Annotated in this window: 19 protein-coding genes and 1 pseudogene; 9 read left to right on the top strand and 11 right to left on the bottom strand. The window is 63.9% G+C overall.

What is annotated here, in order from left to right; all coding sequences use genetic code 11:
* Positions 1-42: 42 nt before the first annotated feature.
* A complete protein-coding gene (aroC, locus tag AC3YOG_RS00100) occupies positions 43-1,158 on the top strand; it encodes a chorismate synthase (RefSeq protein WP_489933610.1) in 1,116 nt (371 codons plus the stop codon).
* Here the strand turns inward: aroC and AC3YOG_RS00095 are convergent.
* From AC3YOG_RS00095 to AC3YOG_RS00075, 5 genes are read right to left on the bottom strand one after another with little or no spacing between them, the layout of a single operon-like run.
* Positions 1,155-1,466 (bottom strand): alkylphosphonate utilization protein, encoded by a 312-nt coding sequence (locus AC3YOG_RS00095; protein WP_489933609.1) that lies wholly within the window; start codon positions 1,464-1,466, stop codon positions 1,155-1,157. The genes aroC and AC3YOG_RS00095 overlap by 4 nt on opposite strands.
* Positions 1,467-1,504: 38 nt before the next feature.
* A complete protein-coding gene (locus AC3YOG_RS00090; RefSeq protein WP_489933608.1) occupies positions 1,505-2,245 on the bottom strand; it encodes a TlyA family RNA methyltransferase in 741 nt (246 codons plus the stop codon).
* Entirely contained in the window at positions 2,242-2,844 is a 603-nt protein-coding gene (locus tag AC3YOG_RS00085; protein ID WP_489933607.1) for an SCO family protein, read from the bottom strand. The genes AC3YOG_RS00090 and AC3YOG_RS00085 overlap by 4 nt, the downstream gene beginning before the upstream one ends.
* Positions 2,845-2,847: 3 nt before the next feature.
* Complete coding sequence (locus tag AC3YOG_RS00080; protein WP_127752237.1) at positions 2,848-3,096, bottom strand: exodeoxyribonuclease VII small subunit; 249 nt, start codon at positions 3,094-3,096, stop codon at positions 2,848-2,850.
* A gap of 8 nt (positions 3,097-3,104) precedes the next feature.
* Complete coding sequence (locus AC3YOG_RS00075; RefSeq protein WP_489933606.1) at positions 3,105-4,052, bottom strand: histone deacetylase family protein; 948 nt, start codon at positions 4,050-4,052, stop codon at positions 3,105-3,107.
* 69 nt (positions 4,053-4,121) lie between these two features.
* On the opposite strand from AC3YOG_RS00075, the gene AC3YOG_RS00070 reads away from it, so the two are divergent.
* Positions 4,122-5,066, top strand: coding sequence for an L-threonylcarbamoyladenylate synthase (locus AC3YOG_RS00070; protein WP_489933605.1), 945 nt, complete (start codon positions 4,122-4,124; stop codon positions 5,064-5,066).
* A 16-nt stretch (positions 5,067-5,082) separates the two neighbouring features.
* Here the strand turns inward: AC3YOG_RS00070 and AC3YOG_RS00065 are convergent, their stop codons facing one another.
* The gene (locus AC3YOG_RS00065) at positions 5,083-6,024 is read right to left on the bottom strand and encodes a DnaJ C-terminal domain-containing protein (RefSeq protein ID WP_489933604.1); all 942 of its coding nucleotides are present in this window, start codon (positions 6,022-6,024) and stop codon (positions 5,083-5,085) included.
* Between the two features lie 128 nt (positions 6,025-6,152).
* On the opposite strand from AC3YOG_RS00065, the gene pdxH reads away from it, so the two are divergent.
* The gene (gene pdxH, locus AC3YOG_RS00060) at positions 6,153-6,782 is read left to right on the top strand and encodes a pyridoxamine 5'-phosphate oxidase (protein WP_489933603.1); all 630 of its coding nucleotides are present in this window, start codon (positions 6,153-6,155) and stop codon (positions 6,780-6,782) included.
* A 72-nt stretch (positions 6,783-6,854) separates the two neighbouring features.
* A complete protein-coding gene (locus AC3YOG_RS00055) occupies positions 6,855-7,700 on the top strand; it encodes a DUF1499 domain-containing protein (RefSeq protein ID WP_489933602.1) in 846 nt (281 codons plus the stop codon).
* Here the strand turns inward: AC3YOG_RS00055 and AC3YOG_RS00050 are convergent.
* Positions 7,656-8,567: an MBL fold metallo-hydrolase gene (locus AC3YOG_RS00050; RefSeq protein ID WP_489933601.1), complete on the bottom strand. Its 912-nt coding sequence runs from the start codon at positions 8,565-8,567 to the stop codon at positions 7,656-7,658. The two genes, AC3YOG_RS00055 and AC3YOG_RS00050, sit on opposite strands and share 45 nt — an antisense overlap.
* Before the next feature lie 84 nt (positions 8,568-8,651).
* Between AC3YOG_RS00050 and AC3YOG_RS00045 the strand changes: the two genes are divergently transcribed.
* Positions 8,652-9,266, top strand: a complete 615-nt coding sequence (locus AC3YOG_RS00045; RefSeq protein WP_489933600.1) for a biotin transporter BioY — start codon at positions 8,652-8,654, stop codon at positions 9,264-9,266.
* 61 nt (positions 9,267-9,327) lie between these two features.
* Here AC3YOG_RS00045 and AC3YOG_RS00040 read toward each other — a convergent pair whose 3' ends face one another.
* Together AC3YOG_RS00040 and AC3YOG_RS00035 are read right to left on the bottom strand one after the other, a co-directional pair.
* On the bottom strand, positions 9,328-10,248 hold the full coding sequence (locus AC3YOG_RS00040) for a MurR/RpiR family transcriptional regulator (RefSeq protein WP_489933599.1): 921 nt from the start codon (positions 10,246-10,248) through the stop codon (positions 9,328-9,330).
* Entirely contained in the window at positions 10,248-11,333 is a 1,086-nt protein-coding gene (locus AC3YOG_RS00035; RefSeq protein WP_489933598.1) for an ABC transporter ATP-binding protein, read from the bottom strand. Before AC3YOG_RS00035 ends, AC3YOG_RS00040 begins: the two co-directional genes overlap by 1 nt.
* 181 nt (positions 11,334-11,514) lie before the next feature.
* On the opposite strand from AC3YOG_RS00035, the gene AC3YOG_RS00030 reads away from it, so the two are divergent.
* From AC3YOG_RS00030 to AC3YOG_RS00015, 4 genes are all read left to right on the top strand, one after another.
* Positions 11,515-12,756, top strand: coding sequence for an ABC transporter substrate-binding protein (locus AC3YOG_RS00030; protein WP_489933597.1), 1,242 nt, complete (start codon positions 11,515-11,517; stop codon positions 12,754-12,756).
* Between the two features lie 76 nt (positions 12,757-12,832).
* The gene (locus tag AC3YOG_RS00025; protein WP_489933596.1) at positions 12,833-13,708 is read left to right on the top strand and encodes a carbohydrate ABC transporter permease; all 876 of its coding nucleotides are present in this window, start codon (positions 12,833-12,835) and stop codon (positions 13,706-13,708) included.
* Positions 13,705-14,535, top strand: a complete 831-nt coding sequence (locus AC3YOG_RS00020) for a carbohydrate ABC transporter permease (protein ID WP_127752249.1) — start codon at positions 13,705-13,707, stop codon at positions 14,533-14,535. The genes AC3YOG_RS00025 and AC3YOG_RS00020 overlap by 4 nt, the downstream gene beginning before the upstream one ends.
* 85 nt (positions 14,536-14,620) lie before the next feature.
* Complete coding sequence (locus AC3YOG_RS00015; RefSeq protein ID WP_489933595.1) at positions 14,621-15,820, top strand: amidohydrolase/deacetylase family metallohydrolase; 1,200 nt, start codon at positions 14,621-14,623, stop codon at positions 15,818-15,820.
* 128 nt (positions 15,821-15,948) lie between these two features.
* Here AC3YOG_RS00015 and AC3YOG_RS00010 read toward each other — a convergent pair whose 3' ends face one another.
* Both AC3YOG_RS00010 and AC3YOG_RS00005 read right to left on the bottom strand, forming a co-directional pair.
* Complete coding sequence (locus AC3YOG_RS00010; RefSeq protein ID WP_489933594.1) at positions 15,949-16,275, bottom strand: hypothetical protein; 327 nt, start codon at positions 16,273-16,275, stop codon at positions 15,949-15,951.
* A 431-nt stretch (positions 16,276-16,706) separates the two neighbouring features.
* Positions 16,707-17,077 (bottom strand): annotated as a pseudogene (locus tag AC3YOG_RS00005) (response regulator); the annotation flags it as partial.

Raw genomic sequence — 17,077 nt, 5'->3', positions numbered from 1 at the left:
CCGGCCTTTCCTATCCAGACAGGGGCAAGCAGGAGTTATTGCATGTCGTTCAACACCTTCGGCCAGCTGTTCCGGTTCACCACCTGGGGCGAAAGCCATGGGCCCGCCTTGGGCGTGGTGGTGGATGGCTGCCCCCCCGGCCTGCTCCTGACCCCTGAGATGATCCAGCGCGACCTGGACCGGCGCAAGCCCGGCCAATCCAAATATACGACGCAGCGGCGAGAGGCGGACGAGGTGCGCATCCTCTCTGGCGTGTTCGAGGACGAGCGAACCGATGGGCCGCGCACCACCGGCACGCCCATTTCGCTGATGATCGAAAACACCGATCAGCGCTCCAAGGACTATGCCGAAATCCGCGACAAATACCGGCCGGGTCATGCCGACTATACCTATGACCAGAAATACGGCATCCGCGATTATCGCGGTGGCGGGCGCACTTCGGCCCGTGAAACAGCGGCGCGGGTGGCCGCTGGTGCCGTGGCCCGGCAGGTGCTGGGCGGCATCACCATCCGAGCCAGTCTCGTCCAGGTTGGGCCGCACAAGATCGACTATTCGCGCTTTGATTGGTCCCAAGTCGACCAGAACCTGTTCTTCTGCGCCGATGCTGAGGCGGCACTGCTGTGGGCCGATTATCTCGATGGCATCCGCAAGGCCGGCAATTCGGTCGGGGCCGTGATCGAGGTTGTCGCCGAGAACGTACCAGCGGGCTGGGGCGCCCCGATCTATGGGAAGCTCAGTGCCGATCTCGCCTCGGCGATGATGAGCATCAATGCGGTCAAGGGCGTCGAAATCGGCGCCGGCTTTGATGCAGCGAGCCTGACCGGCGTCGACAATGCCGACCAGATGCGCGCAGGGGCCGAGCGGCCCTATTTCCTGTCCAACCATGCCGGCGGCATTCTGGGCGGGATATCCAATGGCGATCCGGTGGTGTGCCGCTTTGCGGTCAAGCCGACTTCATCCATCCTGCAACCGCGCCAAACCGTCACGACCGCCAATGCCGATACGGACATCATCACCAAGGGCCGCCACGACCCCTGCGTCGGGATCCGCGCCGTGCCGGTGGGCGAAGCGATGATGGCCTGCGTGCTGGCCGACCACTTCCTGCGGCATCGCGGCCAAACCGGGCGTGATGGCGCGCTGGGCTTCGAGCGGAATTAGTTCGAACGCTTGCGCACGAATTCAGTGCGGAGCACGAGGCCCTTAATGGCATCGTAGCGGCAGTCGATCTCGTCGGGATTGTCGGTCAGCCGGATCGACTTGATCACCGTGCCCTGCTTGAGGGTTTGGCCGGCGCCCTTGACCTTGAGGTCCTTGATCAGCACCACGGCATCGCCATCAGCGAGCGGGGTTCCGGCGCTGTCCACGACGCTTAGCGTTGCCGTGGCACGTGCCGCAGCAACTTCTGATGCCGGGCGCCATTCGCCGGTCTGCTCGTCATAGATATAGTCGTCGTCAGCTGCGGCCATGCCGGGCTCCGGGTTGGGCCGGCCTGGGCCGGATGAAGTCAGGGCGTGCGGCGAAAGATCAGCACCGTTTCCACATTGCCATCGCCGCCTGCGATAGGGGAGGTGACGGAATGGCGATGGGCAAAGCCCTGGGCTGCCATGAAGGCGATCACGTCCTCCAAGGCCGTAGCGATGGCGGGCTCATTGGTGACGATGCCGCCCTTGCCCACATTGGGGCGCCCGACCTCGAATTGCGGCTTGAACAACACTACGGCATCGGCCGTGGGGGTGCAGAGCGCTAGCGGGCCGGCCAGGACCTTGATCACCGACACAAAGCTCACATCGGACACCAGGACGTCGATGGGCTCGGGGATCAGCTCAGGCGTGAGGTCGCGCGCATTGACCCCCTCCATGCTGACGACGCGATCGCTGCCCGTGAGCCGCTCATGGAGCTGCCCGTGTCCGACATCCACTGCGTAAATGCGCCTGGCACCGCGCTCCATCAGCACCTGTGTGAAGCCGCCGGTGGAGGCGCCCACATCGATGCAGGTTTTTCCCGAAACCTCGATTTGCCCGGCATCCAGCCCGGCCACGAGCTTGAGGGCGGCGCGTGAGACATAGTTCGCGGCGGGATCGCTCAAGGCGAGCTTGTCGTCGCGAGCCACCATCTGGTTCTGCTTGTGGGCGACCACGCCGTTGATGGTTACGGTGCCGCGCAGGATGGCGTCCCGCGCCCGGGCGCGGCTCGGCACCAGGCCGCGCTGCTCGAGCGCCAGGTCGAGCCGGATACGGTCGCTCAATCTTCGACCAGTCGCTTGACCTTGGCCACAGCCGTTTCGGCGGACTCGCCATAGGCAACCGTGCCCTCAAAGCTCCCATCGGCATTGATCAGGAAGGTCGAGGCGGTGTGGTCCACGAGATAATAGGGATCGTTGGGCTCGCCACTCTTTTCGGAAAACACGCCAAAGGCGGCCTTGGCATCTTCCGTCGCCTCGGGGCTGCCGACGAGCCCGATAATGGACGGATCATAGCCTTCCACATAGCCCTTGACGGTTTCGAGCGTGTCGCGCTCGGGATCGACAGTCACAAAGATGATGCGCAGGTCTTCGGGGGAAAGGCCGAGCTGCTGGCGCCAGGCCGTGGTTTCGGCGAGCGTCGTGGGGCACACATCGGGGCAGAAGGTATAGCCAAAGAACACGAGGCTCGGCGTGCCGCGTAGATCATTCTGGGTAAAGCTGCCGCCCAGGGTGGATTCCAGCGCAAATTCGCGGCCGGTCAGACCCAGCGGGCGAGCCGGCGGACGGAACAGGTAGAGCATGGTGGCGCCAAAGGCGACCACGACCACAAGGCTCCACAAAGCGATCCGGAACCGGCGCAAGGATTTGGGCGATTGTGACATGGCTCAGGCGTCCAGCGGTTCGGTGCCGGTGGCGCGGCCATCGCGCGACAGGGTGATCTTTTCGATGCGCGCTTCGGCCGTGCGCAGCAGGGTTTCGCAATGGGCCTTCAGCGCTTCGCCGCGCTCGTAGATGGCGATGGATTCCGCCAGCGGCGCCTTGCCGCTTTCCAGCTTGCCGACGATTTCCTCCAACTGGGCCAGGGCGGCCTCGAAGCTGAGGGATTTGACGTCTTCATGGGTTGGTTCGGCCATAGGAAATCCTATTCTTCGAGACGGCCCACAGCGCCGTCCATCAGCATGGCGACATGGTGCGAAACGCCCCCGGCCAGGCCCTTGAGGTCATACCCACCTTCAAGCAGCGATACAATCCGGTTGGCACAGTGGCGTTCCGCCACATCCATGAGCTTGCCGGTAAGCCAGCTGAAGTCCGAGGACTGCCAGTTGAGCTGGGCGAGAGGGTCGCGGGCGTCGGCGTCGAAGCCGGCCGACAGCAGCAGCAGATCGGGTGAAAAGTCGATCAGCGCCGGGATGATGCGCTCGAGATAGGCTTCGCGCATGGCGTCGCCGCCGCTTTGCGGATCGAGCGGCACATTGACGACGTTGCCGACCCCGGTTTCGCTGGCAGCGCCGGTGCCGGGGTAGAGCGGCATCTGGTGGCTCGACGCATAGAAAACGGTTGGGTCGTCCTTGAAGATATCCTGGGTGCCGTTGCCGTGATGCACGTCGAAGTCGATGATGGCTATGCGCTCGGCGCCGTATTTGCGCTGCGCTTCACGCGCCGCGATGGCGGCGGTGTTGATGAGGCAAAAGCCCATGGGGCGGGCGATTTCCGCATGGTGCCCGGGTGGGCGGATGGCGCAGAAGGCGTTGTCGACTTCGCCGAGGAGAACGGCGCGCAGGGCGGTGAGGGCGCCGCCCAGCCCGGTGGCGGCGGCGTCCATGGAGCCGGGGGAGATAAAAGTGTCGGCATCGATCCGCCCGATACCTTCGAGGGGGCGGGCGTGGCGCAGGCCGGCGAGATAATCGGGGCTGTGCACGAGCTCGGCCAGGGTCAGATCGGCGAAATCAGCGTTGCGGCGCAAGAGTTTATCAAAACGTGGCCGCGCCAGCGCTTCTTCCACTGCCACGATGCGGTCGGCCCGCTCGGCATGTTTGGGCGGGGTCTCGTGGTCGGCAAAATTGGGCTGGCTGACAAGAAGAGTGGTCACAGGGGAGGGGCTCCGCGAAGGCATCGTCTTGACGTGCTGGGGCTTGGTTGTCAAACCAGCGCCATGAAGATGAACGACGGATTAACGGTTTCCGATCCCACCGACCCACAACAGGCGGCGGCCTTGCTGCGGGCCGGCCAACTCTGCGCTTTTCCAACCGAAACGGTCTATGGGTTGGGCGCCGATGCGACCAACCCCGATGCGGTGCTCGCGATCTATGAGACCAAGGGTCGGCCGCGGTTCAATCCGCTGATCATCCATTGCGCTGACCTTGGCATGGCCGAAGCACTGGCGCAGTTCTCGCCGCTGGCGCGGCGGCTCGCGGCGTTGTGGCCGGCGCCATTGACGCTGGTGCTGCCGGCGCGGGCTGGCAATGGGCTGGCCGATGTAGCGACGGCCGGGCTCGACACAGTGGCGATCCGCATTCCCGACCATCCGCTGGCGCTGGCAGTGATCCGTGCGGCGGGGCGGCCGCTGGCAGCGCCGTCGGCCAATCCTTCGGGAAAGTTGTCGCCGACCTCAGCCGAGCAGGTGCGGCGCGGTTTTGGGGGCAAGGTGCCGGTGCTCGAGGGCGGGCCGTGCAAGGCTGGCGTGGAATCCACCATCATTGCCGTCCATGGCGAGCGGCTTGTGCAGCTGCGGGCGGGGGCGATGGCGCGTAGCGAGATCGAGGACCGGCTGGGGGTCAAGGTCGAGCAGGCCAGCGCCGACGCGGCGGTAGCGGCGCCCGGGATGCTCAAGAGTCATTACGCGCCGGGCGCGCTGATGCGGCTCAACACCACTCCGAGAGACGGCGAGGCCTATCTCGCCTTTGGCGACGCCCCCGATTTTGCGGGGCCCATGCGCAACCTGTCCCCGAGCGGGGATTTGCATGAGGCGGCGCGGAACCTCTTTTCCATGCTGCATGAACTCGACGCCACGGGCGCGCCGACCATTGCCGTCGCGCCCATCCCCACAACGGGGCTGGGGGAAGCGATCAATGACCGGCTGGAGCGCGCCGCGGCCCCGCGCTAGGGCAGGGGCCGAAAGCTTACTCGCGAACCTTGTAGGGTTTCTGGTCGCGCCAGAAGCGCATCAGGCTTTCAAGGTCCGGATCGCCGCCCGGGGGCAGCACAACCCGCAGGTTCACGTACAGGTCGCCATCGCCATAAAGACCCTTTCCCTTGAGACGCAGGGACTTGGAAGTATCGACGCCCGGCGGCAGGTTGAGCTCGACCGAGCCATCGAGCGTGGGGACGCGCACCTTGACCCCAAGCACGGCCTCGTAAAGCGTGATGGGCAGATCGGTGCGCAGATCGCTGCCGTCGCGGCGGAAGGCCTTGGACTTCTCGAACTTCACGGTGACCAACGCATCGCCGTTTTCCCCGCCAAAGGGGCTGGGCTGACCCTGGCCCTTGAGGCGGATCTGCTGGTTCTCCTCGACCTTTTCGGGGAGCTTGACCGACAGCACCTTGCCGCTGGGCATCCGCACCGGGATGGAAGCCGCCTTGTGCGCGTCTTCGAGGGACACAGCAGCGGTGACGATGATGTCCTCGCCCTTGCTGCGCAGGCCCGCACTGGTGCTGGCGGTGCCGGTAAAGGGATCCCACTGGGCGCCGCCGGCACCCGCGCTGCGGCTGGCGCCACGCGGCTGGCCGCCAAAGCCGTTCATGAATTCCTTGAGAATATCCTCGGCTGAAAAGCCGCCCTGCGCCGAGCGGGCGCCACCGGCGCTGCCATAAGCGCCCGGGTTGAAGCCGGGGTGACGCGGATTGCCATCGGCATCGATCTCGCCGCGGTCGAACTGCGCGCGTTTTTCGGCGTCGTTGAGCAGGTCATAGGCATTGGTCGCCTCAGCAAACTTGCTGTGCGCGCTGGGATCGTCTGGGTTCTGATCGGGGTGGTACTTCTTGGCCAGCTTGCGATAAGCGGACTTGATGTCCTTTTCGCTCGCCGTGCGAGGCACCCCAAGTACGGTATAGGGATCGCGCATGGGTTCCAATCAGTTGAGGGTTGCGAGGCGTTGCTTAGCCTCTGGTTCAAGCTCTATATGGCGAGCGCCCCTCCCAATGTCTAGTTTGGGTGGCCCGAAGGGTAGCGGAAAAGCAAAAGGACAGGTCGATGTTGCAGACACTTACCGAACGGCTGTTCGATGACGGCGACCGCTCCGAGCTTGATCCCTTCGCCCTGTTCGAGGAATGGTTTGCCCTGGCCAAGGAGGGCGAGCTCAACGATCCCAATGCGATGGCGCTGGCGACCGCCGATGCCGATGGCATGCCCGATGTGCGCATGGTGCTGCTGAACGGGCGCGACGAACGGGGCTTTGTGTTCTTCACCAATTTCGAAAGTGCCAAGGGGCGCCAGCTGCTGGCAAATCCCAAGGCGGCCATGCTGATGCATTGGAAATCGTTGCGGCGGCAGGTGCGCGTGCGCGGTCCGGTGGAAGTGGTGTCGGTCGAGGAAGCCGATGCCTATTTCGGAGCGCGTCCCAAGGGCTCGCAACTGGCGTCATCGGCCTCCCTGCAGTCGCGCCCGCTCGATAGCCGCGAAACCCTCGTCGAGCGGGTGGCGGAGCTGACGGAAAAAGTGGGTGAGAACACGGTGCCGCGGCCCGCGCACTGGTCGGGCTTTCGCATCGTGCCGCTCGAGATCGAATTCTGGAAGGACGGGCAGTTCCGCCTGCATGACCGGGTGCGGTTTATGCGCCCGGAGCGCAATGCCGGCTGGACCAGCACGCGCCTTTACCCCTAGCATTGCCAACCAGTTGATCCTTTCGCAAGACATGCGCGCTCAGCTCGCACCATATTCAAGACCGGCGGCCAAGTGCGCATTCTGATCAGAACTTCAAAGACCGCTATCTGGGCGCGCTGGCTTGGGGGGCTCGCCGTGCCGGTGCTGGTGATCCCGGTGGTGATGCACCGGCTGCGCTGGCTGACGGGGGATCTGTTCCTCGTGGCCATGGTGCTCGCCTGCATTATCGCCGTGCTGGCGGTCGGCACGGCCATCGTGGCGCTGGCTCGCTTGTGGCAGAGCGGCGATCAGGGCTGGAACCGCGCCCTTGGGGGGCTGGTGATGGGGCTGCTGTGTCTGGCGCCCTTTGCCTGGTACGGCAATCTGGCGCTGACCTATCCGCCCGTGACCGATATCGCCACGATCGAGCGGGGCGCCATGCCCCTGGTGTTCGAGCCGGGCACCGCCGCCATGCCGCCGCCGCGGACGCTGACGCGCGAGCAGATCGCGGCGCTGTTTCCCAATGTGGAAACGCGCGAATATCCGCTGACGCCCGAGCAGGCCTATGAAGTGGTGCTGCGCCAAGTGACGAGCCTGGGCTGGGATTTGCGCCTGCAGCGCCCGCCGCTGGGGAGCGAGCCCGGGCGCATCAATGCCCAGATCATGACCTGGCCAGGCTGGCGCGAGGAAGCGGTGTTCCGCATCGAGGTCGGGCCCGAAGGCTCGCGCGTCGATATGCGGTCGGCCTCGCTGCATGCCTTTCATGATTTTGGCAGCAATGGCACGCGCATCGAGAGCTTCCTGAGCGCGCTCGATGACGAGGTCACGGTGCTGTTGCGCGACAATCCCAGCACCACCCAGCCGGTGGATGCCGAGGCCGAGGAGACCGGCGAGTCAGAGACTGACGCGCAGGCCGAGGAGGCCGGATCGGAGCCGTAACCGGCCAAGATCGGCGAGATATTCCAGTTGCGCGCCCACGGTCATGGCCGCGGCCCGGCGCACCGGCAGGGACACGTCGGGATAAAGCGCGCGCACAATGGCGGGGATGGAGCGGGCCCCTTGCTCCACCGCGGCAATGATCTGCCGGTTGCGCTCCTGCCGGTGGGCGAGGAGCGCCTGCGCATAGCTCGGACCATCTTCGATGGGGCCGCCATGGGCGGGAACATAGCGGCGATAGGGCAGAGCGATGAGCTTTTCCAGCGACTGGAGATAATCGGCCATCGAACCGTCCGGGCTCGCGACGAGAGTGGAATTCCAGCCCATGACGTGATCGCCCGTCAGCACGGTGCCGGTGCCGGCAAGTCCAAAGGCGAGGTGATTGGCGCAATGGCCCGGCGTCGTATGCACCAGGAGCTCGAGGTCGCCGGCCAGGATGGTTTCACCGTCCCGCAGCACGCGGTCGGGCTGTAGCTCCCAATCGGAGGAGCGGCGCAGGGCGTTGGTTTCTCCTGGGCGCAAGGGGCGGGACAGGCGATGCGCCCCACCAAACCAGAGCGGCGCGTTGAGTTCGGCTGCCAGTTGGGCGGCGCCAGCGCTATGGTCGCGATGGGTGTGGGTGAGGATGATGGCGCTCACCGGGCGCCCGGCGATGGCCTGCTCGAGTGCGGTGCGGTGCGCCGAATCATCAGGACCCGGATCGATGAGGGCGAGCTGCTCGTGCCCGACGAGGAAACTGTTGGTGCCTGTGAAGGTATAGGGGCTGGCATTGGGCGCGGTGACGCGCACCAAGCCTGGAGCCACGGCAACAGCCTTGCCGGTCTGGGGATCGAAGCTGCGCTCGAACACGAGCTTGGGAGGTGTTGCCATTGCACTCACTAGGGCGAAAGACTAAGACTGGACAACCATATGGCTTCCCGAGCGGAAGCCGCATCATCTGCAGAAAGGTATGAAATGGCCGTGACCTTGACCACGCCCAATACGCTCCTCGGCGCGATCCAGCCACAGACAGGCACGGCCAAGCTGGCCGCCAATCTGGCGACCGTCGTGCTGGGCACGCTGCTGATCACGGCAGCGGCCAAGATCAACGTGCCGGTCTGGCCCGTGCCGGTGACCCTGCAGGGCATGGCCGTGGCCGCTCTGGCCGGTGCCTTTGGCCTGCGCATCGGCGTTGCCACCGTGGCGCTTTACCTGCTGCAGGGCGCGATGGGGCTGCCCGTGTTCGCTGCCGGCGGCGGCATGCTGTATCTCGCAGGTCCGACCGGTGGGTTCCTCCTTGGCTTCCTGCCCATGGCTGCCATCATCGGCTGGGCTGCCGATCGCGGTGCCTCGCGCAAGGTCGCGCCGATGCTGGGCGCGATGCTCGCCGGTGAAGCGGTGCTGCTGGCGCTGGGCTTTGCCTGGCTGCTGGTGCTATCGGGTCAGGCGGGCTGGATCGACCAGTCCAATGTGCTGGCTTCGGCCTGGAAGGGCGCTGTCGAGCCGTTCATCGTTTGGGACGGGCTCAAGATGGCCCTGGCTGCGCTGACCGTGACCGGCGCCTGGAAGCTGCTGCAGTCCAAGCGCTAAGCGCTGCACAGAGAAACGCGAAAGCCGGTCCCGACGGGCCGGCTTTTTTGTTGGGCTGAGGTCAGTCGCCGATGGGCTGCATGGGCTCGCCCGCCTCGATGGTGGTGAGGCTTTGGCGTACCCGCCGCAACAGTTCCAGCACTTTGGGGCCGATGGATTCAGCCGTTGCCATGGCGAGAATGTCGACCACGGCCAGCATGGCATAGCGCGAGGACGAGGGCTTGTAGAGCTGGGTCTGGTCTTCCTCAAAGACGAAGGGGACGAGGTGCTGCACGGCGCCAGCCAGTGGGGTGCCGGGCTTGGTGATGGCAATGCAGGTGGCGTCATATTGGCGGGCGACGGCCACGGCATCGAGGATCGAGCGCACCCGGCCGGAGGTGGAAAACGCCACCACCACAGTGTGCTTGTCCGAGACCGAAGCGCTCATGGATTGCAGCTGGGGATCGGCATAGGCGGTGCTGTTGAGCCCGAGGCGAAAGAGGCGATTCTGCAGCTCCACCGCGGCCATGGAGGAATTGCCGCCGGTGCCATAAACGATGATGCGCTTGGCGCCGGCGATTTGCTGGCCAAGGCCGGTGACATCAGTATTGGCGAGGGCGACGCTGATGAGGTCGAGCGCGGAATGGGCGCGGCTGCAGATGGTCGAGACCACCTGTTGGGAATTGTGGTTGGCCTCGGTGCTTTCGGCCGCGCGCAGATAGGCGCCACCCAGGGCGAGGGCCTGGGCCATATGCACTTTCATGTCGCGGGTGGAGGCAAAGCCGAGCGAGCGGGCGAGCCGGGTCACGGTGGGCTCGCTGACCCCGGCGCGGGCGGCGATCTCGGCAATGGGGGCGGTGGTGGCGAAGTGCATGTCACCAAGGATCACCTCGACGAGCCGCACTTCGGCCCGGTTGCCCTCCTCGAGCCGCGCCTTGAGCCGGGCAATGATGTCGATCCGCGGCTGGGGCGCAAGCGGTTTGGCCCCCGGCTTGCCGGCCATCACTGCACCGTGGCGGTGGAGGGCAGGCGCAGGCCGGTCGTGGCGTCAAAGATGTGGATGTGGCCGGGCTCGGCCCCGAGGCGCAGCAGTGTGCCGGGGGCGGGATCGAGCCTGAGGCGGAACACGCAGCGCACTTCGGCGCCGGCAATGCGCCCGAAGAGATGGGTTTCGGGGCCGGTGGTTTCCACCACTTCGGTCTGGAACTGCAGGGGGCCGTTGTCGAGGAGGACATAGTTTTCCGGGCGGATGCCGACATCCACCACGGTGCCATCGGGCGCATCCACCGGGTTGACCGGCAGCAGGCCGCCATCGGCAAGCTCGATGGCCGCGCCGAGAGAGTTGCGCCGATAGTTGCCGGAAATAAAGCTCATGGCGGGCGAGCCGATGAAGCTGGCGACAAAGCGGTTGACCGGGCGGTCATAGAGCTCGAGCGGGGCGCCGATCTGCTCGATGCGGCCGCCATTCATGACGACGATCCGGTCGGCCATGGTCATGGCCTCGATCTGGTCGTGGGTGACATAGACCATGGTGGTGCCGAGCTTTTGGTGCAGCGCCTTGATCTCGGTGCGCATCTGCACGCGCAGCTTGGCATCGAGGTTCGAAAGCGGCTCGTCGAACAGGAACACCTTGGGGTCGCGCACGATGGAGCGGCCCATGGCGACGCGCTGGCGCTGTCCGCCCGAAAGCTGGCCGGGGGTGCGGTCGAGATAATCGCCAAGATTGAGGATGGAGGCGGCGCGGCCCAGCGCCTGCTGGGTGGCCTCGGATTGTTCGCGGCGCATGCGCGGGCCAAAGGTGATGTTGTCGCGCACATTCATATGCGGGAAGAGGGCATAGGACTGGAACACCATGGAGATGTCGCGCTTTTGCGGCGGCACGTCATTGGTGCGCGCACCCGCGATGAAGAGGTCGCCCCCGCTGATCTCCTCGAGGCCCGCGATCATGCGCAGCAAGGTGGATTTTCCACAGCCCGAGGGGCCGACGAGCACGATGAACTCGCCATCATTGATGTCGAGCGAGACCCCATGCAGAACCCGGGTCGGGCCGTAGCGCTTTTCAATGTTCTGCAAGCTGAGTTCAGCCATCTCACCTCTCCCTTCACCCTTGGGTTTGTCCCGTCAGGTTACCCCGGCAATGTAATAAAGCAACATTGCCGTCACAATTCACTTGAAACTTCCTCGAATATGAAAAAATCTATCACGAGGCGAAAGGGGAGGTCCGCTGAGGGAAACCTTCCAGGCCTGCCACAATGGGAAGGGAATGTTCATGTCGTTGCACTGGTTGAAAGTCGCGGCTGCGACCGGCGTCGCTGCCATCGCGCTCGCAAGCGCCTCGTATGCCCAGACGGTCCGGGTGACCGTCGCCGAGTACAGCTCCAAGACCGGCCCCTATTTTGAAAAGGCCGCCTCCGAATTCGAAGCCGCCAATCCAGGCACCGACATCCAGATCGAAGTGGTGCCCTGGGATGTGCTGCAGCAAAAGCTGACCACCGATATTTCCGGTGGCGCCAATGCCGATCTCGCCATCATCGGCACCCGCTGGCTGATCGATTATGTCAGCCAGGGCATTGCCGCCCCGCTTGACGACTACATCACCGACGATTTCCGTGCCCGCTTCATCGATACCTTCCTCAGCCCCTCGGTGATGGACGGCCAGACCTATGGCCTGCCGATCGCCGCCTCGGCGCGCGCCATGTACTACAACAAGGCGCTGTTTGAGGAAGCCGGCATTGCCGAGCCGCCCGCCACCTGGGACGAGCTCAGGGCCGCCGCCGAAAAGATCAAGGCACTCGGCGGCGATGCCTATGGCTTTGGCCTGCAGGGCAAGGAAATCGAGACCGACGTCTACTTCTATTATGCGCTCTGGTCGCAGGGCGGCACTCTGATGGAGGAAGACGGCACGTCGGGGCTCGACACCGAAGCCGCCTATGCCGCCGCGCAGATCTACAAGGACCTGATCGATGGCGGCCTGACCGAGCCGGGCGTCACCTCGCTCAACCGCGAAGACGTGCAGAACCTCTTCAAGCAGGGCCGCATCGGCATGATGATCACGGCGCCTTTCCTTGCCAACCAGATCAAGGAAGAAGCGCCCGACCTGCAATATGGCGTCGCCGCCATTCCCGCCGGCCCCAATGGCGATCGCGGCACCTATGGCGTCACCGACTCCATCATCATGTTCGAGAACAGCCAGAACAAGGACACGGCCTGGAAGTTCATGGACTTCCTCTTCACCACCGAAAAGCGGGCCGAGTTCGACGAGAACGAAGGCTTCCTGCCGGTCAATGCCGAAGAAGCGGCCATGCCGCTCTTTGCTGACAACGCCGACTTGAAGGCCTTCACCGACCTGCTGCCCAGCGCCCAGTTCGCGCCGGTGATCGCCGGCTGGGAAGAAATGGCTGCCGCCACCTCCAATGCGCTGCAGCGCATCTATCTGGGCGAGGGCGAGATTAAGGCCGAACTCGACCAGGCCGCCGCCGAGATCAACGGCATCATCGAAGCCAACAACTAGCATCTGCAGTGCGGGGCGGCGGACCGAACCGGCCGCCCCGTCTTTTTCGCTACCAACAACAAGGTCCAGCCAGCGCATGAACCGGTCGATCTTCACCAATCCTTATGTGCTGATCGCTCCCGCATTCCTGCTGGCCGCCTTCATCATCTTGTGGCCGCTGTTTCAGATCGGGGAAATCTCGATCAGCAATGTCAACCGCTTCGGGCAGTTGCGCGGTTTTGCCGGCCCCGAAAACTTCATGGCCGTGCTGGCCGATCCGCAGTTCCTCGCCTCGCTCTGGCGCACGGTGATCTGGACCGTCGGCATTGTTGCCGGCACAATTGCGATCTCGATCCCGGTGGCGCTGATCCTCAATGAGGATTTTTATGGCCGCGGCCTCGCCCGCGTCATCATCATGCTGCCCTGGGCGGTGTCGCTGACCATGACCGCCATTGTTTGGCGCTGGGCGCTGAGCGGGGAAAGCGGCATGCTCAACTCCGCGCTGATGGGCCTCGGACTGATCGATCAGAACATCCAGTGGCTGGCCCAGGCGGCCACGGCCTTTCCCGTGCAGATCGCCATCGGCATCCTGGTGTCGATCCCGTTTACCACCACCATTTTCCTCGGTGGCCTGTCGGCCATTCCCGACGATCTTTATGAAGCGGCGCGGCTCGAAGGCGCCAGCAGCTGGCAGATTTTCCGTACCATCACGCTGCCCCTGCTGCGGCCCTTCATCAATATCGCGGTGGTGATGAACACGATCACCGTGTTCAACTCGTTCCCCATCATCTGGGCGACCACCCAGGGCGGGCCGGCCAATTCGACCGATATCCTCGTCACCTACCTCTACAAGTTGGGCTTTAATTTCGGCAAGCTCGGGGAGGCCTCGGCGCTGTCGCTGCTGATGTTTGCGCTGCTGCTGTTCTTCACCATCATCTATGTCCGGCTGGCCATGCAGGGAGAGCGGGAATGAAGACTTCGCGCCTGCTGCGCCGCTCGATCATCTCCTGGCTGATCCTGTCGCCGCTGATCATTGCCGTGCTGTTTCCCTTTGCGGTGATGTTCATCACCGCCATCAAGCCGGCCAGCGAAGTGCTGCGCCCCACCTGGTGGCCCAGCAATCCGCAATGGAGCAATTTCGTGACCATGTGGAACGCCACCAATTTTGGGGCGGCCCTCTGGAATTCCATCTATGTCGCGGTGCTCTCGACCGTGCTGTCGATCGCCGTTTCGATTCCGGCCGCCTATGCGCTGAGCCGCTTTCGCTTCACCGGTAAGGGTTTTGTGCAGCAGTTCCTGCTGATCAGCCAGATGCTCTCGCCCATCGTGCTGGTGATCGGGCTCTTCCGCTTGTTGGTGGCACTCAAGCTCCTCGACAATCTGAACGCCGTGGTCTTTGTCTACGCCACCTTCAACATCGCCTTTTCGGTGTGGATGCTGCAGAGCTATTTCTCGACCATTCCCAAGGACCTCGAGGAAGCCGCCTGGATGGAGGGCGCCACCCCCTGGCAGGCGCTGCGCAAGGTGTTCCTGCCCCTGGCGCTGCCCGCAGTCACCGTGACCGCCATTTTCTCCTTCATCAATGCCTGGAACGAGTTCGTCATTGCCCTGACCATGCTGCGCAACCAGGCGAGCTATACCCTGCCCATCCAGGTGTTCTCGCTGGTGGCGGGCCGCTACACGGTGGAATGGCACCATGTGATGGCCGCAGCCTTCGTCGCCACCATTCCCATCGCCATCGTTTTTGCCTGGCTGCAGCGCTATCTCGTGCGCGGCCTGGCGCTGGGCGCGGTGAAATAAGGCGCCACCCCCACCAACCACTGTTCACCCGATCGCCGCTCGCCTGGGGCCACCCCGCGAGCGGCACACTTCAAGGAGCTTTCCGATGGCTTTGCCCGGAACCAGTTATGACCTCGTGCTCAAGGGCGGGCGCGTCATCGACGAACGCAATGGCATCGATGGCCAGTTCGATCTTGCCATCAAGGCCGGCAAGGTTGCCGCCGTGGCGCCGGCCATCGAGGCCGGCACGGCCGCCGTGCGCGATGTGGCGGGGTGCGTCGTCGCGCCCGGGCTCATCGACATCCACACCCATGTTTATCATAAGGCCACGTCGCTCAGCGTCGATCCTGGCTTCATCGCCCGCCGCTCGGCCTGCACCACGCTGGTGGATGCCGGCAGCGCCGGCGCCGGCAATTATGACGGGTTCCGCGATTATGTGATGAACCACTCGCCCTATCGCATCCTCGCCTTTCTCAACATTTCCTTCCCGGGCATTTTCGGCTTCGACAAGGATGTGTCGATCGGCGAGGCCACCGCAAGATCCATGCTGCCGGTGCACCGGTGCGTGGAAAAGATCGAAGGCAATCGCGACCGCATCATTGGGGTCAAGGTGCGCATTGGCGGCATCGTCACCGGCGATCTGGGCCTGGCAGCGCTGGAGTTGGCGCTGGAAGCGGCCGAAGCGGTCGACCTGCCGCTGATGACCCATATCGGCACCCCGCCGCCCAGCTATTCCGACGTCGTCGACATGCTGCGCCCCGGCGATATCCTCACCCATTGCTATCGCCCCGATCCCAATTCAGCGATCGGCGAAGATGGCAAGGTGCTCGATGCCCTCTGGCGCGCCCGGGAGCGCGGCGTGCTGTTCGATATCGCCCATGGCATGGGCGCCTTTGGCTATGATACCGCGGAAGCGGCCCTGCGCGACGGCTTCAAGCCGGACCTGATCTCTTCGGACGTGCATGTGATTGCCGTCGAGGGGCCGGGCTATGACATGCTCCATACGATGAGCAAGCTGCTCAATTGCGGGCTGAGCCTGCCAGAGGTGATCGGCATGTCCACCAGCCGCTCCGCCTTGGCGATCCGCCGGCCCGAACTGGGGCAACTCGGTATTGGCGCGCCCGCCGATATCACCGTGCTGCGCGAGTACGACAGCAATTATGTGTTCGAGGATGTGGTCGGCACCCGCCGGCAAGGCTCGACCCTGCTGCAGCCCGAGGCGGTTTATCTGGCGGGCAAGGAAATGGAAGTCAGCCGCCGGCCGTTTGAAGAAGCCTTTTTGCGCGGGCATCACCACGCCCATTAGAGGGTAGGGCAGGGGCTTGCCCCTGGCTGCGGCGCCGGTTCCCGGGCGCTGCCTTGCCGGCAAGTTGAACAGGCCGAACCAAAAAGAAAGCAGCCCGCGATCCCCCGGGCTGCTTTCCCTTGCCTGGATTATTCGGTGAAATCGAACTCGGCGAGTTCGCAGACATTGTTGTTGGCCGAGACGAGCTGGTCGCCATCATCGAACACGGCCAGGAAATCGTATTTGCAGTAACCGCTGCCGTCATCGATATTGATCATCACGCTGGAGCCTGAAGCCAGCACATCGCTGCCCAGAATATCCTCTTCCCAGTTTTCGGTACCGGTATTGGAGGCATAAAATTCGGTGATCACATAGGACGTCTTGTTGTTGATCTTGACCTTGCGGTCGAGCGCCGACGCCGTCACAACGCTGGCACACAGCATCGCCAACGCGATGACTGCCGAAAACTTCTTCATGATATCCCTCAATGTTGCAGAACTGCGCCCCAGCCCTACTGGTCCGAGCATCTACTTAGCAACAGGATTCTCGCGAGGGGTAAGGGCGGTGCGGGTAGCTAACCATTATTTGCGCTGAATCTAAGTGGTTGCCGCTATTCTTCGTTGCTTTTTTCGTGGCTATGCAGGCCATAGCGCCGCATCTTCTCGTAGAGCGTTTCGCGCGAAATGCCGAGTGACTCATAAACAGGTTTGAGCCCTTCAGGATGAACCGCCAGCGATGCGGTAATGGTGTTGCGCTCAAACCGGCCCATACGCTCGGACAGGGTGGCACCGGCTTGCTCCCGATCACTCCCTTCGTCATCGATCCAACCTGAGCCGAGCAAGTGGCGCTCCGCGGCATTGCGCAGTTCGCGCACATTGCCTGGCCATTCCCGGTCCGCTATTGCGACGGCATCGGTGGGCGCAATGGCTCGTATCTTGTAACGACGGTCAACCATCTTCTGACTGCGCCCGACGAGACGCAGTTCTAGGTCGTCTTCGGTGATTCGCCCGGCGCCGCGAAGGCGCCGGTTTTCCAAGACGAGACGCCGCCAGTTCATCGCGCGTGCCACGACCGCGGTCAGGGCCGCTACCGACAACGGCTTTTCAGCGAAATCATACGCCCCTTCCTGCATCGCCCTGACCGCCAGTTGCACATCGCCGTGGCCGGTAACCAAGATGACCGGCAAGTCGGGATCGATTTTGTGAACGCGCTGCAGCAGCGACATTCCGTCCATACCTGGCATGCGAATGTCGGCGACGATTATTCCGTTGAACCCAA

The organism is Devosia sp. Z6_126 (assembly GCF_058133495.1).
The sequence above is the reverse complement of the archived record's forward strand: the minus strand, read 5'-3'. Positions and strand labels throughout refer to the sequence as shown.

Excerpts from the sequence above, each read along its gene's own strand:
- AC3YOG_RS00035 (WP_489933598.1), bottom strand. The coding sequence starts at position 11,333 with ATGGCTGAACTCAGCTTGCAGAACATTGAAAAGCGCTACGGCCCGACC.
- AC3YOG_RS00085 (WP_489933607.1), bottom strand. The coding sequence starts at position 2,844 with ATGTCACAATCGCCCAAATCCTTGCGCCGGTTCCGGATCGCTTTGTGG.
- AC3YOG_RS00065 (WP_489933604.1), bottom strand. The coding sequence starts at position 6,024 with ATGCGCGATCCCTATACCGTACTTGGGGTGCCTCGCACGGCGAGCGAA.
- AC3YOG_RS00025 (WP_489933596.1), top strand. The coding sequence starts at position 12,833 with ATGAACCGGTCGATCTTCACCAATCCTTATGTGCTGATCGCTCCCGCA.
- AC3YOG_RS00080 (WP_127752237.1), bottom strand. The coding sequence starts at position 3,096 with ATGGCCGAACCAACCCATGAAGACGTCAAATCCCTCAGCTTCGAGGCC.
- pdxH (WP_489933603.1), top strand. The coding sequence starts at position 6,153 with ATGTTGCAGACACTTACCGAACGGCTGTTCGATGACGGCGACCGCTCC.
- AC3YOG_RS00020 (WP_127752249.1), top strand. The coding sequence starts at position 13,705 with ATGAAGACTTCGCGCCTGCTGCGCCGCTCGATCATCTCCTGGCTGATC.
- AC3YOG_RS00050 (WP_489933601.1), bottom strand. The coding sequence starts at position 8,567 with ATGGCAACACCTCCCAAGCTCGTGTTCGAGCGCAGCTTCGATCCCCAG.
- AC3YOG_RS00070 (WP_489933605.1), top strand. The coding sequence starts at position 4,122 with ATGAACGACGGATTAACGGTTTCCGATCCCACCGACCCACAACAGGCG.
- AC3YOG_RS00030 (WP_489933597.1), top strand. The coding sequence starts at position 11,515 with ATGTCGTTGCACTGGTTGAAAGTCGCGGCTGCGACCGGCGTCGCTGCC.
- AC3YOG_RS00045 (WP_489933600.1), top strand. The coding sequence starts at position 8,652 with ATGGCCGTGACCTTGACCACGCCCAATACGCTCCTCGGCGCGATCCAG.
- AC3YOG_RS00015 (WP_489933595.1), top strand. The coding sequence starts at position 14,621 with ATGGCTTTGCCCGGAACCAGTTATGACCTCGTGCTCAAGGGCGGGCGC.
- AC3YOG_RS00095 (WP_489933609.1), bottom strand. The coding sequence starts at position 1,466 with ATGGCCGCAGCTGACGACGACTATATCTATGACGAGCAGACCGGCGAA.
- aroC (WP_489933610.1), top strand. The coding sequence starts at position 43 with ATGTCGTTCAACACCTTCGGCCAGCTGTTCCGGTTCACCACCTGGGGC.
- AC3YOG_RS00040 (WP_489933599.1), bottom strand. The coding sequence starts at position 10,248 with ATGGCCGGCAAGCCGGGGGCCAAACCGCTTGCGCCCCAGCCGCGGATC.
- AC3YOG_RS00010 (WP_489933594.1), bottom strand. The coding sequence starts at position 16,275 with ATGAAGAAGTTTTCGGCAGTCATCGCGTTGGCGATGCTGTGTGCCAGC.